Annotated in this window: 12 protein-coding genes and 1 riboswitch; of the genes, 10 read left to right on the top strand and 2 right to left on the bottom strand. The window is 57.1% G+C overall.

Annotation, left to right across the window (positions count from 1 at the left end; translation table 11 throughout):
* The 6 genes from ERD80_RS14590 to oxyR all read left to right on the top strand — a co-directional run.
* Nucleotides 1-536 (top strand): Asd/ArgC dimerization domain-containing protein (locus tag ERD80_RS14590; protein ID WP_282183373.1); only part of this gene is annotated, 536 nt, incomplete at its 5' end.
* 18 nt (nucleotides 537-554) lie between these two features.
* A complete protein-coding gene (argB, locus tag ERD80_RS14585; RefSeq protein ID WP_021506830.1) occupies nucleotides 555-1,331 on the top strand; it encodes an acetylglutamate kinase in 777 nt (258 codons plus the stop codon).
* Between the two features lie 14 nt (nucleotides 1,332-1,345).
* Entirely contained in the window at nucleotides 1,346-2,563 is a 1,218-nt protein-coding gene (locus ERD80_RS14580) for an argininosuccinate synthase (RefSeq protein ID WP_021506829.1), read from the top strand.
* 75 nt (nucleotides 2,564-2,638) lie between these two features.
* The gene (argH, locus tag ERD80_RS14575; protein ID WP_104094280.1) at nucleotides 2,639-4,018 is read left to right on the top strand and encodes an argininosuccinate lyase; all 1,380 of its coding nucleotides are present in this window, start codon (nucleotides 2,639-2,641) and stop codon (nucleotides 4,016-4,018) included.
* A gap of 100 nt (nucleotides 4,019-4,118) precedes the next feature.
* Nucleotides 4,119-4,994 (top strand): Ig-like domain-containing protein, encoded by an 876-nt coding sequence (locus tag ERD80_RS14570; protein WP_136547372.1) that lies wholly within the window; start codon nucleotides 4,119-4,121, stop codon nucleotides 4,992-4,994.
* A 295-nt stretch (nucleotides 4,995-5,289) separates the two neighbouring features.
* Nucleotides 5,290-6,207, top strand: a complete 918-nt coding sequence (oxyR, locus tag ERD80_RS14565; RefSeq protein ID WP_021506826.1) for a DNA-binding transcriptional regulator OxyR — start codon at nucleotides 5,290-5,292, stop codon at nucleotides 6,205-6,207.
* Here oxyR and sthA read toward each other — a convergent pair.
* Entirely contained in the window at nucleotides 6,190-7,590 is a 1,401-nt protein-coding gene (gene sthA / locus ERD80_RS14560) for a Si-specific NAD(P)(+) transhydrogenase (protein ID WP_021506825.1), read from the bottom strand. The genes oxyR and sthA overlap by 18 nt on opposite strands.
* Before the next feature lie 193 nt (nucleotides 7,591-7,783).
* Here sthA and fabR point away from each other — a divergent pair, with 193 nt between their 5' ends.
* Nucleotides 7,784-8,428 carry an HTH-type transcriptional repressor FabR gene (fabR, locus tag ERD80_RS14555; RefSeq protein WP_031279587.1) on the top strand — a complete coding sequence of 215 codons (645 nt, stop codon included), beginning with the start codon at nucleotides 7,784-7,786 and terminating at the stop codon, nucleotides 8,426-8,428.
* 18 nt (nucleotides 8,429-8,446) lie between these two features.
* Nucleotides 8,447-8,803 carry a YijD family membrane protein gene (locus ERD80_RS14550; protein ID WP_021506823.1) on the top strand — a complete coding sequence of 119 codons (357 nt, stop codon included), beginning with the start codon at nucleotides 8,447-8,449 and terminating at the stop codon, nucleotides 8,801-8,803.
* 34 nt (nucleotides 8,804-8,837) lie between these two features.
* Here the strand turns inward: ERD80_RS14550 and trmA are convergent, their stop codons facing one another.
* Entirely contained in the window at nucleotides 8,838-9,941 is a 1,104-nt protein-coding gene (gene trmA / locus ERD80_RS14545; RefSeq protein ID WP_136547370.1) for a tRNA (uridine(54)-C5)-methyltransferase TrmA, read from the bottom strand.
* Nucleotides 9,942-10,053: 112 nt separating this feature from the next.
* Nucleotides 10,054-10,235: riboswitch (cobalamin riboswitch) on the top strand.
* 68 nt (nucleotides 10,236-10,303) lie between these two features.
* Between trmA and btuB the strand changes: the two genes are divergently transcribed.
* Both btuB and murI read left to right on the top strand, forming a co-directional pair.
* Nucleotides 10,304-12,184 (top strand): TonB-dependent vitamin B12 receptor BtuB, encoded by a 1,881-nt coding sequence (gene btuB / locus ERD80_RS14540; RefSeq protein WP_136547368.1) that lies wholly within the window; start codon nucleotides 10,304-10,306, stop codon nucleotides 12,182-12,184.
* The gene (gene murI, locus ERD80_RS14535) at nucleotides 12,129-12,980 is read left to right on the top strand and encodes a glutamate racemase (RefSeq protein WP_040679621.1); all 852 of its coding nucleotides are present in this window, start codon (nucleotides 12,129-12,131) and stop codon (nucleotides 12,978-12,980) included. Before btuB ends, murI begins: the two co-directional genes overlap by 56 nt.
* Nucleotides 12,981-13,390 lie beyond the last annotated feature (410 nt).

The following is a 13,390-nucleotide window of genomic DNA, read 5'->3' as shown; positions in this document are numbered from 1 at the left end:
CCGCCGCGCAGCTGGCGCTTAAGCCGCTGATTAAGGCTGGCCTGCTTAATCCGGCTCAGTGGCCGGTCATCAATGCCACCAGCGGCGTCAGCGGTGCCGGGCGTAAAGCCAGCGTCACCACCAGCTTCTGTGAAGTCAGCCTGCAGCCGTACGGTCTCTTCAATCACCGTCACCATCCGGAGATTGTGGCCCATCTCGGCACGCCGGTGATCTTCACGCCGCATCTCGGTAATTTCCCGCGCGGCATTCTGGAAACCATCACCTGTCGTCTGAACGCCGGTGTGAGTCAGCAGGATGTGGCGGCGGCGTTCCACAGCGCTTACCACGACAAACCGCTGGTGCGGCTATACGACAAAGGCGTACCGGCGCTGAAAGGGGTGGTTGGCCTGCCGTTCTGCGATATCGGCTTTGCCGTGCAGGGCGAGCACCTGATTGTTGTCGCAGCGGAAGACAACCTGCTGAAAGGCGCCTCCTCACAGGCGGTGCAGTGTCTCAATATTCGTTTCGGCTTCCCCGAAACGCTGTCTCTGATTTAACGGACGGATAACCTGACCATGAGCAATCCTCTGATCATTAAGCTGGGCGGCGTACTGCTGGATAGCGAAGAAGCGCTGGCGCGTCTGTTTGATGCCCTGCTGGCGTACCGCACGCAGTATCAGCGTCCGCTGATCATCGTCCACGGCGGCGGCTGCCTGGTGGACGAGCTGATGAAGAAACTGGCGCTGCCGGTGAAAAAGAAGAACGGTTTGCGCGTGACGCCAGCCGATCAGATCGACATTATTACCGGTGCGCTGGCCGGCACTGCCAACAAAACGCTGCTGGCATGGGCGAAGAAGTACGGCATTGGCGCAGTGGGTTTATGCCTCGGCGATGCCGGCCTGGTGAACGTGGCGCAGTTCGATGAGGAACTGGGGCATGTTGGCAACGCCACGCCGGGTAATCCGCAGCTGCTCAATACGCTGCTGGATGCAGGCTATATGCCGGTGATCAGTTCGATTGGCATCACCGACGGCGGCGAACTGATGAACGTCAACGCTGACCAGGCTGCGACTGCACTGGCCGCGACCATCGGTGCCGACCTGGTGCTGCTGTCGGACGTCAGCGGTATTCTCGACGGCAAAGGTCAGCGCATCGCCGAGATGACCGCAGCCAAAGCCGAGCAGCTGATTGCTCAGGGCATTATTACCGATGGCATGATTGTTAAAGTGCATGCGGCGCTCGACGCGGCGCGTACGCTGGGCCGCCCGGTGGATATCGCCAGCTGGCGTCATGCTGAACAGCTGCCAACCCTTTTCAACGGCGTGTCGATTGGCACCCGGATTCTCGCATAATCAAGGATTACGACATGAGCACGCAAAACATCAAAAAAATCGTTCTGGCTTACTCGGGCGGTCTGGATACCTCGGCCATCATTCCCTGGCTGAAAGAGAACTACGGTGGTTGTGAAGTGGTGGCGTTCGTGGCCAACATTGGTCAGGATCCGGCCGATCTGGAAGGCGTAGAGAAGAAAGCGCTGCAGTCGGGCGCGTCTGAGTGCCATGTGGTCGATCTGCGTGAAGAGTTTATCAGCGAATACGTTTACCCGGTGCTGCAGACCGGTGCGCTGTACGAAGGCACCTATCTGCTGGGCACCTCAATGGCGCGTCCTATCATCGCCAAAGCGCAGGTTGAACTGGCGCTGAAAGTGGGCGCAGACGCGCTGTGCCACGGCGCAACCGGTAAAGGCAACGATCAGGTGCGTTTCGAAACCACCTATACCGCGCTGGCACCGCAGCTTAAAGTGGTGGCGCCATGGCGTGAGTGGAACCTGCGTTCGCGTGAAGCGCTGCTGGATTACCTGAAAGAGCGCAATATCCCGACCACCGCGTCGCTGGAGAAAATCTACAGCCGTGATGAGAACGCCTGGCACATCTCGACCGAAGGTGGCGTGCTGGAGAGTCCGTGGAACGCGCCAAACAAAGATTGCTGGGTGTGGACCGTCGATCCGCTGGAAGCGCCGGATCAGCCCGAAAACGTCACCGTCAGCGTGGAGAAAGGCCAGGTTGTCGCGGTGAACGGTGAGAAACTGAGCCCGTTCCAGTGTCTGGAAAAACTCAATGCGCTGGGAGCGAAACACGGTGTGGGCCGGATTGATATCGTGGAAAACCGTCTGGTGGGCATCAAATCACGCGGCTGCTACGAAACCCCTGGCGGCACCATCATGGTCAACGCGCTGCGTGCGGTTGAGCAGCTGGTACTGGATCGCGACAGCTTCAAATGGCGTGAACAGCTGGGTCAGGAGATGTCTTACGTGGTTTATGACGGCCGCTGGTTCGCACCGCTGCGTCAGTCAATCCAGGCCGCTGCCGCATCGCTGGCAGAGCTGGTGAACGGTGAAGTGGTACTGCAGCTGTACAAAGGCCAGGCCACGGCGATCCAGAAAAAATCGGCGAACAGCCTGTACTCAGAAGAGTTTGCCACCTTCGGCGAAGACGAAGTGTACGATCACCGTCACGCGGGCGGCTTTATCCGTCTGTTCTCGCTCTCTTCACGCATTCGCGCGCTGAACGAGCAGAAGAAGTAATACCGGCGGCAGGCGACATATTTTGCAGGGGCGGCTTCGGGCCGCCCTTTGTTTAACAGATTCAGGAGCAAACAGATGGCACTTTGGGGCGGACGTTTTTCGCAGGCGGCAGATCAACGGTTTAAACAGTTCAACGACTCACTGCGGTTTGACTACCGCCTGGCGGAGCAGGACATCATCGGTTCGGTGGCCTGGTCAAAAGCGCTGGTAACGGTAAACGTGCTGAGCAGTGAAGAGCAGCAGCAGCTGGAAGCCGCGCTGAATGCGCTGCTGGAAGAGGTTCGCGCCAACCCGCAGCAGATTCTGCAGAGCGATGCCGAGGATATTCACAGCTGGGTGGAAGGCAAGCTGATCGATAAAGTCGGCGCGCTGGGCAAAAAGCTGCACACCGGGCGCAGCCGTAACGACCAGGTGGCGACCGATCTCAAACTGTGGTGTAAAACGCAGGTGGCACTGCTGCTGGAAGCTACGCGCGAGCTGCAGTCGGCGCTGGTAGCCACGGCTGAGGCCAATCAGGATGCCGTGATGCCGGGCTACACCCACCTGCAGCGGGCGCAGCCGGTGACTTTTGCTCACTGGTGTCTGGCCTACGTTGAGATGCTGGCGCGCGACGAGAGCCGTCTGCAGGATACGCTGAAGCGGCTGGACGTCAGCCCGCTGGGCTGCGGCGCGCTGGCCGGTACTGCTTATGAGATCGACCGTGAGCAGCTGGCCGGCTGGCTCGGCTTCGCCTCTGCCACGCGTAACAGCCTGGATACCGTGTCAGACCGCGATCACGTGCTGGAGTTGCTGTCTGATGCCTCGATTGGCATGGTGCACCTGTCGCGCTTCGCCGAAGACATGATCTTCTTCAACACCGGTGAAGCCGGCTTTATTGAGCTGTCCGATAAAGTGACGTCGGGCTCATCGCTGATGCCGCAGAAGAAAAATCCGGACGCGCTGGAGCTGATCCGCGGCAAGTGCGGTCGCGTGCAGGGCGCACTGACCGGCATGATGATGACGCTGAAAGGGCTGCCGCTGGCGTATAACAAAGATATGCAGGAAGACAAAGAAGGGCTGTTCGATGCGCTCGATACCTGGCTTGACTGCCTGCATATGTCAGCGCTGGTGCTGGACGGCATTCAGGTGAAGCGTCCGCGCTGTCAGGAAGCCGCCGAGCAGGGTTACGCCAACTCGACCGAACTGGCCGATTATCTGGTAGCCAAAGGCGTGCCGTTCCGCGAAGCGCACCATATCGTCGGCGAAACCGTGGTGGAAGCGATCAAACAAGGCGTCGCGCTGGAGGCATTAAGTCTGGCGCAGTTTAAGCAGTTTAGCGCGGCGATCGGGGAAGATGTTTATCCGGTGCTGTCGCTGCAGTCTTGTCTCGATAAGCGTAACGCGCGCGGCGGCGTAGCACCACAGCAGGTGGCGCTGGCGATTGGCGAAGCGAAGCAGCGCTTAAACCTGGCGTAATGCGCGCCAGGAAATTTCTTTCGCAAAAAAGAGACAATTCTTGATCGGCCTGGCGTGAAGAGTTCTTAAAGTGTGCTCGCAGTTAATTTGGAGAACATAAATGAGCACTTCACGCTTTGGCTACCCTTTCTTTCCTCTGGAGCCGGCCGTTGAAAACCAGGTTCCTGTCACCTTCGATTCCGCCTCGGTGAATGACGGCGGTTTTATTGTCGATGGCGAAATCACCCGCGATACGCGCCCTGCGCTGAACGGCTATGCCGGCCGTGGCGTCACGCTTGAGTGTTACCATAACGGCGAGTTAGTGGGCAGCACGATCAGCGATGCTCAGACCGGCTACTTCAGTTTTACGCTGCCTGCCGCGCTGGCGGGCGGGAGTCATCAGTTCATGGCACAGGTGGCGGCAATGCCGCAGAGCACCAGCGCGCCCTTCACGCTGATCGTCGAAGACGCTGGTTTTGTACCGGTCACGCTAACCGCGATGCACAGCGGCACGCAGTTTATCTGGCCGGAAGAGAGCACTACGCAAACCCAGCCGACCTTTTCCGGTAAAGGCCAGCCCGGCAGCCGGGTTGAGCTGTTTGATAACGATGAGCCGCTCGGCAGCGCGCTGGTCGATAGCGATCACAAATGGACCTTTACGCCGTCTCATGCGCTGGCCGCTGGCGAGCATCAGATCGTGGTGACATGCGGCGCAGGGAATGTCAGTGCGCCGGTCAGCCTGATCGTTGCGGATGATGTTACGGAAGATGTGGCCCGGCCGGAGGCACTCAGCGGCCTGCATCTGCACGACCTGCTGGCCAGCGTGCCGGTTAACCTGTTCCAGGACGCGGAGCTTAACCCGGCCACGCAGCAGTATGAGCTGGTGCTGAATAATGACGATCTGCAGCAGGAGCTGACGCAGTCCGGTATCGTCGGCCACTCCCTGGTGCTGACGGAGCAGGATTTGCAGCAGTTGTTGGGTGATGTGCCACTGTGATGCAGAGGCAAAAAAAAAGCGGGCTTTAAGTAGCCCGCCAACCTCTAGCTTCGGAATTACATATAGTTATAGGCACATCATCAAAGGGCTGGCACTCCCGGCCAACTCAGTGATTTCGTGAGCAGGTTGCAGGTGCTGCTCCAGATTGTTGTTGTTGCGTGTCTGCGTTAGCCGCTTTAACAATCTGTGGTCTTAATCAGATGGCCGGTATTATTCCTGTTCACCGCTTGATAGGGCTAATCGTTCATTGCTATTCTATCTATCGCCACGGGCTATCGTGGTTTGGAGGCTATCAATGAACATTCGTGATCTGGAATATCTGGTTTCGCTGGCGGAACATCGCCACTTTCGTCGTGCCGCTGATGCCTGTCATGTCAGCCAGCCGACCCTGAGCGGGCAGATTCGCAAGCTGGAAGATGAACTGGGTGTGATGCTGCTGGAACGGACCAGCCGTAAGGTGCTGTTTACTCAGGCTGGACTGCTGCTGGTGGATCAGGCGCGAACCGTGCTGCGTGAAGTGAAGGTACTGAAGGAGATGGCCAGCCAGCAGGGCGAAACCATGTCCGGGCCGCTGCACATTGGTCTGATTCCGACCACCGGTCCCTATCTGCTGCCGCATATTATTCCGATGCTGCATCAGACCTTCCCGAAACTCGAGATGTATCTGCACGAGGCGCAAACGCAGCAGCTGCTGGCGCAGCTCGACAGCGGTAAGCTCGACTGCGCGATTCTGGCGCTGGTAAAAGAGAGCGAAGCTTTTATTGAAGTGCCGCTGTTTGACGAGCCGATGAAGCTGGCGATCTATCAGGATCACCCGTGGCACGATCGCGATCGCGTGCCGATGTCGGATCTGGCCGGTGAGAAATTGCTGATGCTGGAAGATGGTCACTGTCTGCGCGATCAGGCGATGGGCTTCTGCTTCGAAGCCGGCGCTGATGAAGATACCCATTTCCGCGCGACCAGCCTGGAAACGCTGCGCAACATGGTAGCAGCCGGCAGCGGTATCACTTTGCTGCCGTCGCTGGCGGTACCGAATGAGCGCGTACGTGATGGCGTGTGCTATCTGCCGTGTTACAAACCGGTGCCGCAGCGCACCATCGCGCTGGTGTATCGTCCGGGATCGCCTCTGCGCAGCCGCTATGAGCAGCTGGCAGAAGCAATTAAAACCCACATGCAGGGTTACCTGGACCGTTCGTTAAAACAGGCGGTTTAAGCCGTTTAACGCCGCCACGCGGTAGGCTTCGGCCATGGTGGGGTAGTTGAAGGTGGTGTTCACGAAATACTCAATCGTGTTACCGCCGTTCTTCTGCTCCATGATGGCCTGGCCGATGTGAATGATCTCCGCCGCACGCTCGCCAAAGCAGTGAATACCCAGAATCTCTTTGGTTTCGCGGTGGAACAGGATCTTCAGACTGCCGACGTGCATGCCGACAATCTGCGCGCGTGCCAGATGCTTAAACTGTGCACGGCCCACTTCATACGGCACTTTCATCGCCGTCAGCTGCTGTTCGGTTTTGCCGACGGAGCTGATTTCCGGAATGGTGTAAATCCCGGTCGGGATATCTTCAATCAGGTGCGCGGTGGCTTCCCCTTTGATGATCGCCTGCGCGGCAATGCGGCCCTGATCGTAAGCGGCAGAGGCCAGGCTCGGGTAACCAATCACGTCGCCCACCGCATAAATGTGCGGCTGCGCGGTCTGATACATGCTGTTCACTTTCAGCAGTCCACGGCCATCGGCTTCCAGCCCGACGTTTTCCAGCGCCAGTGAATCGGTATTACCGGTACGGCCGTTAGCATACAGCAGGCAATCGGCTTTGACCTTTTTGCCGGACTTGAGGTGCATGATGACGCCATCGCTGACACCTTCAATCTTCTCAAACTCTTCGTTGTGACGAATCACCACGCCGCTGTTCCAGAAGTGATAAGAGAGCGAATCAGACATCTCCTGATCGAGGAACGCCAGCAGGCGATCGCGGGTGTTGATCAGGTCAACCTTGACGTTAAGGCCGCGGAAAATCGACGCATATTCACAGCCAATCACACCCGCACCGTAAATGATGACGTGGCCGGGTTCATGATGCAGGTTGAGGATGGAGTCGGAGTCGTAAATGCGCGGATGGGTAAAATCGACGTCCGCCGGATGATACGGGCGGGAACCACAGGCGATGACAAACTTCTCTGCGGTTAAGCGCTCGCGCGTGCCGTCTGGCTGTTCCACTTCGATGGTGTTGGCATCAACAAAATGGGCGTCGCCCTGATAAAGCTCACAGCGGTTACGCTCGTAAAAGCCCTGACGCATGGCAGTCTGCTGGCTGATGACGTTCTCAGTATGATTCAGAATGTCGGCGAACGAGGAGCGCAGGAGTCGGGTGTGATCGCTATAAAGAGGGTTTTGATTGAACTCAATGATACGGCTGACAGCGTGACGCAGAGCTTTGGAAGGGATGGTTCCCCAGTGAGTACAACCGCCGCCGATGTTGTGGTAGCGTTCGATCACTGCAATGCGCGCTCCCTGCTTCACCAGCCCCATCGCCGCACCTTCGCCGCCCGGACCGGAGCCAATCACAATGGCATCGTAATCGTAAGACTTTTGCATACCAGTACGTCCTATGTTTCTATACATTTTTACAACGAGATTCTAACATCTCGCCGCGCACATCTGAATTCTAACAGCGTAAATTGGCAAAGTTTGACAATCAGTGAGGTTAACAGGCGGTCACAAACTTTGCGCCGCTGTACGCTGAAAAGTTTGTTATAGTGCCTGCCTGATTACTCACAAGGCCGGGAAAATGGGCGTTCGAGCGCAACAAAAAGAACGTACACGACGTTCACTGATTGAAGCGGCATTCAGTCAGTTAAGTGCAGAAAGGAGTTTTGCCAGCCTGAGTTTACGCGAAGTGGCACGCGAAGCCGGCATTGCACCGACCTCGTTTTACCGTCACTTTCGCGATGTGGATGAGCTCGGCCTGACGATGGTCGATGAAAGTGGCCTGATGCTGCGCCAGCTGATGCGCCAGGCGCGCCAGCGCATTGCCAAAGGTGGCAGCATCATCAAAACCTCGGTCGCCACGTTTATGGAGTTCATCGGGAACAATCCCAACGCTTTTCGTCTCTTACTACGCGAGCGCTCCGGCACCTCAGCGGCTTTTCGTGCGGCGGTCGCGCGGGAGATTCAGCACTTTATCGCTGAACTGGCCGACTACCTTGAGCTGGAAAACCGCATGCCGCGCAGCTTTACCGAAGCGCAGGCGGAAGCGATGGTGACGATTGTGTTCAGCGCCGGCGCGGAAGCGCTGGATGTGGATATCGAACAGCGGCGCAAACTGGAAGAGCGTCTGGTGCTGCAGCTGCGAATGATCGCCAAAGGCGCGTATTACTGGTATCGCCGGGAGCAAGAGCGCCTGGCGGTTACCCTGGAAACCCCCGAAGAGTAATGTGATAAGGATAATGAAATGATTGAGCAAAACCCTCGCGATAAAGGAACGCTGTTACTGGCTTTTATCACCGGTTTAGCTATCAACGGCTCCTTTTCGGTGCTGTTCAGCACCTTTGTTCCCTTTTCGATTTTCCCGCTGATCGCCCTTGGCCTTGCCGCGTGGTGTCTGCATCAGCGCTATCTCAACCGCAATATGCCGGACGGCATGCCTTCGCTGGCGGCGGCATTTTTTCTGCTGGGGATTCTGGTGTACAGCGCGCTGGTGCGTGCCGAATATCCGGATATCGGGTCTAACTTCATCCCGACCATTCTGATGGTGGCGCTGGTGTTCTGGATCGCCATGCGCTTCCGCCGCAGCAAGAACAAGCACTGAAAACAATCACGGGAACCGCAGGGTTCCCGTTTTTTTAGGCTTTGCGCGTCAGTAACACACCGCATTCCATATGGTGGGTGTAAGGGAACTGGTCAAACAGCGCCAGCCGCGTGATGTTATGCGTGGCACTCAGTACGCTGAGGTTGTCGCACAGCGTTTGCGGATTACAGGAAATATAGAGAATACGCGGATAGGCCTGCACCATCTTCACCGTCTCATCATCCAGCCCGCTGCGCGGCGGATCGACAAAGATGGTCTCGCACTGATAGCTGTTGAGATCGATGCCTTCCAGACGGTTGAAGCTGCGCACGCCGTTCATCGCCTGGGTAAACTCTTCGGCTGCCATACGAATAATTTGCACGTTGTCGATGTGGTTGGCCGCGATGTTGTACTGCGCCGAAGCCACCGACGGTTTGGCGATTTCCGTCGCCAGTACGCGGCGGAAGTTACGCGCCAGCGCCAGCGAAAAATTGCCATTACCACAGTACAGCTCCAGCAGATCGCCGCGCGAATCTTGCGTCACGTCCAGCGCCCACTCCAGCATCTGAATATTCATCGCCGCATTCGGCTGGGTGAAGCTGTTCTCCACCTGACGATAGATCATCTCCTGACCGGCCACCGGCAGGCGCTCATCGACGTAATCGCGATCGAGGCAGATTTTGGTTTTCGTGGCACGGCCAATCAGTTGCACATCAAACCCTTCTGCACGCAGGCTATCGCGCAGCGCAGTCGCGGCTTCGGTCCAGTCGGCTTCCAGCTTGCGGTGATACAGCAGCGAGATCACGATCTGGTTGCTCAGGGTGGAGAGATAATCGATCTGGAACAGTTTGAAACGCAGCGCGCGATTATCGCGGATCGCGGCGATCAACTTTGGCATCAGCGTGTTGATCAACTGGCTGGCCGCCGGAAACTGATCGACGCGGATACGCTGTTTGGTCTCTTGATCGAAGATGATGTGATAGAGCTCGTCACCGTCGTGCCAGATGCGGAATTCGGCGCGCATACGATAGTGGCTGACCGGCGAGCGGAACACCTCCACGTCGGGCGCTGCGTAGGGGGCCATCATCGCCTGTAAGCGGCTGACTTTTTCCGCCAGTTGCGCGTCGTATTGTTCAATCGGGAGTTGTTCGGGTGTCATCTTCAATCCTGGTGTTAAGCCTGCCTGCCGGGCGATTGTAGGCATTCACCTGCTGATGTCCAGTCCCGGACAGTGCAGGAAGGCTGGCAGTCTGGATTTCCGGCCTTCTTAAACGTAGACTGCGGCTGCCGGCCTCCTTGAGTTAAAAGGGAATCCAGTGTGAATCTGGAGCTGACGCGCAGCGGTAAAAGAATGTCGTGGTGATCGCAATTGCAGACACTGTCCTCGCGGATGGGAAGTCTTCACCACTTATGATTCCCAGCCCGAAGACCTGCCGGTGTGACGTCGCAACTTCTGAGATCATCGCGTGCTATCGATCCCGGACCTGCGGCATCCTGCTTCGTCTTTTGGATGCTATAACAATGAAAACAACACACGCTTCGCTGTTTGCCTTTAGTGCAACGGCGTTGTCGCTCTGGGCGCAATCTGGCTACGCGCAGCAGAATGATGATACGCAAATCGTTACCGCCAACCGGTTTTTGCAGCCGGTTTCCTCCGTTCTCGCGCCGACGACAGTCGTGACCCGCGACGATATCGATCGCTGGCAGGCGAAAAGCCTGACGGACGTCATGCGTCGCCTGCCTGGCGTGGACATCGCGCAGAACGGTGGCCTCGGCCAGCTGAGCTCGCTGTTTGTGCGCGGCACCAACTCCAGCCACGTACTTATACTCATCGACGGTATCCGGCTAAACCAGGCGGGTGTGTCCGGATCGTCTGATTTAAGCCAGATTCCGCTTTCTCTGGTCCAGCGCATCGAATATGTGCGCGGTGCGCGCTCGGCGGTGTATGGTTCCGATGCGATTGGCGGCGTGGTGAACATCATCACCGGTCGTGATAAGCCGGGCACGACGCTGAGCGCGGGCGTGGGCTCGAAAGGCTATCAAAACTATGAAGGTTCTACCCAGCAGCAGCTGGGCGCAGCCACGACGCTGACCATGGCGGGCAACTACACCTATACGCGCGGCTATGATGTAGTGGCAAACCTGCCGGATGTGTATGGCGATCCGGCGCAGAAAGATCGCGATGGCTTCATGAACAAGACACTGTATGGCGCGCTGGAGCACCAGTTCAGTGACGGGCTGAGCGGCTTTGTCCGCGGCTACGGTTTTGACAACCGTACGGCCTACGACGGCACCTACAGCTACGATAACAGTTTCAACATCAATGGATTAAACGATACCCGTCAGCTCTACAGCCAGACCTGGGACAGCGGCCTGCGTTACAGCAACGACATTTATTCGACGCAGCTGATCGCCAGTTACAGCCGCAGCAAAGACTATAACTACGATCCGCGTACAGGCCGCTACGGCCCGTCGACCACGCTGGATGACAGCAAGCAGTACAATGTGCAGTGGGGCAATACGTTGCAGGTGGCGCAGGGCAGCGTAAGCGCGGGCGTGGACTGGCAGAAACAGACCACGGAACCCGGCACCGCTTACGTGGCTGACAGCACCGAACTGCGTAACACCGGCATCTATGCCACCACCCAGCAGCAGCTGGGCAGCGTAACGCTGGAAGGCGCGGTACGCGGTGACGACAACAGCCAGTTTGGCTGGCACGGCACCTGGCAGGGCGGGGCGTCATGGGCGTTTGTTGATGGCTATAGCGTGTTTGCCAATTACGCGACGGCGTATAAAGCGCCTCGTCTCGGCCAGTTGTATGGTTCTTATGGCAACAGCGACCTGAAGCCGGAAGAGAGTAAACAGTGGGAAGCGGGCTTCTCTGGCCTGACCGGGCCGGTAAACTGGCGCGTATCCGGTTATCGTAACGATATCGATAATCTGATTGATAGCGATCCCACCACCTATATCTATTACAACATCGATAAAGCGCGCATTAAGGGCGTAGAAGCCACGGCGTCGTTCGATACCGGTCCGCTTAGCCATCAGATTTCTTACGACTATGTTGATGCGCGCGATGCTGAAACCGATCAACCGCTGGTGCGCCGTGCGAAGCAGCAGGTGAAATACCAGCTCGACTGGACGATTTATGAGTTTGACTGGTCACTGACCTATCATTATCTCGGCGATCGCTATGATACGGATTACAACCACGCCTTTACCCCGCAGCGCGTCAAACTGGGCGGTGTAAGTTTATGGGATCTGGCAGTTTCGTATCCGGTCACATCACAGCTCACCGTTCGTGGTAGAATTGCCAACCTGTTCGATAAAGACTACGAGACAGTGTATGGCTATCAAACTCCAGGAACGGAGTACTATCTCAGCGCCAGCTACAGCTTCTGATCTGCGCCCCACCGTGCTGGTGTTTGACTCCGGCGTCGGTGGGCTCTCCGTCTATGATGAGGTCCGGCAACTGCTGCCGGGCCTGCACTATCTCTATGCCTTCGATAATGCCGGCTTCCCTTACGGTGAAAAAAGCGAAGAGTACATTGTTGAGCGGGTCGTAGCGGTGGTGGAGGCTATCGTACAGCGCGTGCCGCTGGCATTAGTGGTCATCGCCTGTAACTCCGCCAGTACTGTATCCCTGCCAGCGTTGCGTCAGCGCTTTGAGTTCCCGGTCGTTGGCGTCGTGCCGGCGATTAAACCGGCGGCCCGTCTGACGCGTAACGGCGTGGTCGGCCTGCTGGCCACGCGCGGCACGGTGAAACGGCCTTACACCCATGAGCTGGTGGCGCAGTTTGCGCGCGAATGTAAAATCGAAATGCTGGGCTCGGCGGAACTGGTTGAACTGGCGGAAGCCAAACTGCACGGAGAAACGGTGTCGCTGGACGATGTGCGTCGCGCAGTACAACCGTGGCTGCGTATGAAAGAGCCGCCGGATACCGTGGTGCTGGGTTGTACCCATTTCCCGCTGTTACGTGAAGAGCTGCAGCAGGTGTTGCCTGATGGCACCCGGCTGGTGGATTCGGGCGCAGCGATTGCACGGCGCACCGCCTGGTTGTTAGAGCACGAAGCGCCTCAGGCGCGTTCCAGCGGACAGAATGTGGCATTTTGTACGCGTATGGATGACGAAGTGGTGCAATTATCACCGGTTTTGCAGCGTTATGGCTTCCCGCTGCTGGAAAAACTGGCGATTTGACGGGCTTTCGCCGAAAAAAACAGCACTCGAAAATTAATTTGCATTTAGCCCTTGTCAGCCCGAAAGAACTCCCTATAATGCGCCTCCACTGACACGGCACAACGGCTTACGAAGCGCCCTGTTAGTGAGGTGGCCCTTAACGGCAACCTTCAGAAAAGCAAAAATAAATGCTTGACTGAGAAAGCGGAAAGCGTAATATACGCATCCCGCGCCGCTTGAGAAATCGCGGCACTGCTCTTTAACAATTTATCAGACAATCTGTGTGGGCACTCGCAGGATTGATATCAGCGTCTCCGGACGTAAAAAACATCAAGTCTTTGCTGAGTGAACACGTAATTCATTACGAAGTTTAATTCACAGAGCATCGCTGCACACGTTGCAGCAAATCAAACTTAAATTGAAGAGTTTGA

Source organism: Pantoea sp. R102, assembly GCF_004916815.1.
GTDB lineage: Bacteria > Pseudomonadota > Gammaproteobacteria > Enterobacterales > Enterobacteriaceae > Pantoea > Pantoea dispersa.
This window is presented reverse-complemented; position numbering and strand designations above follow the sequence as displayed.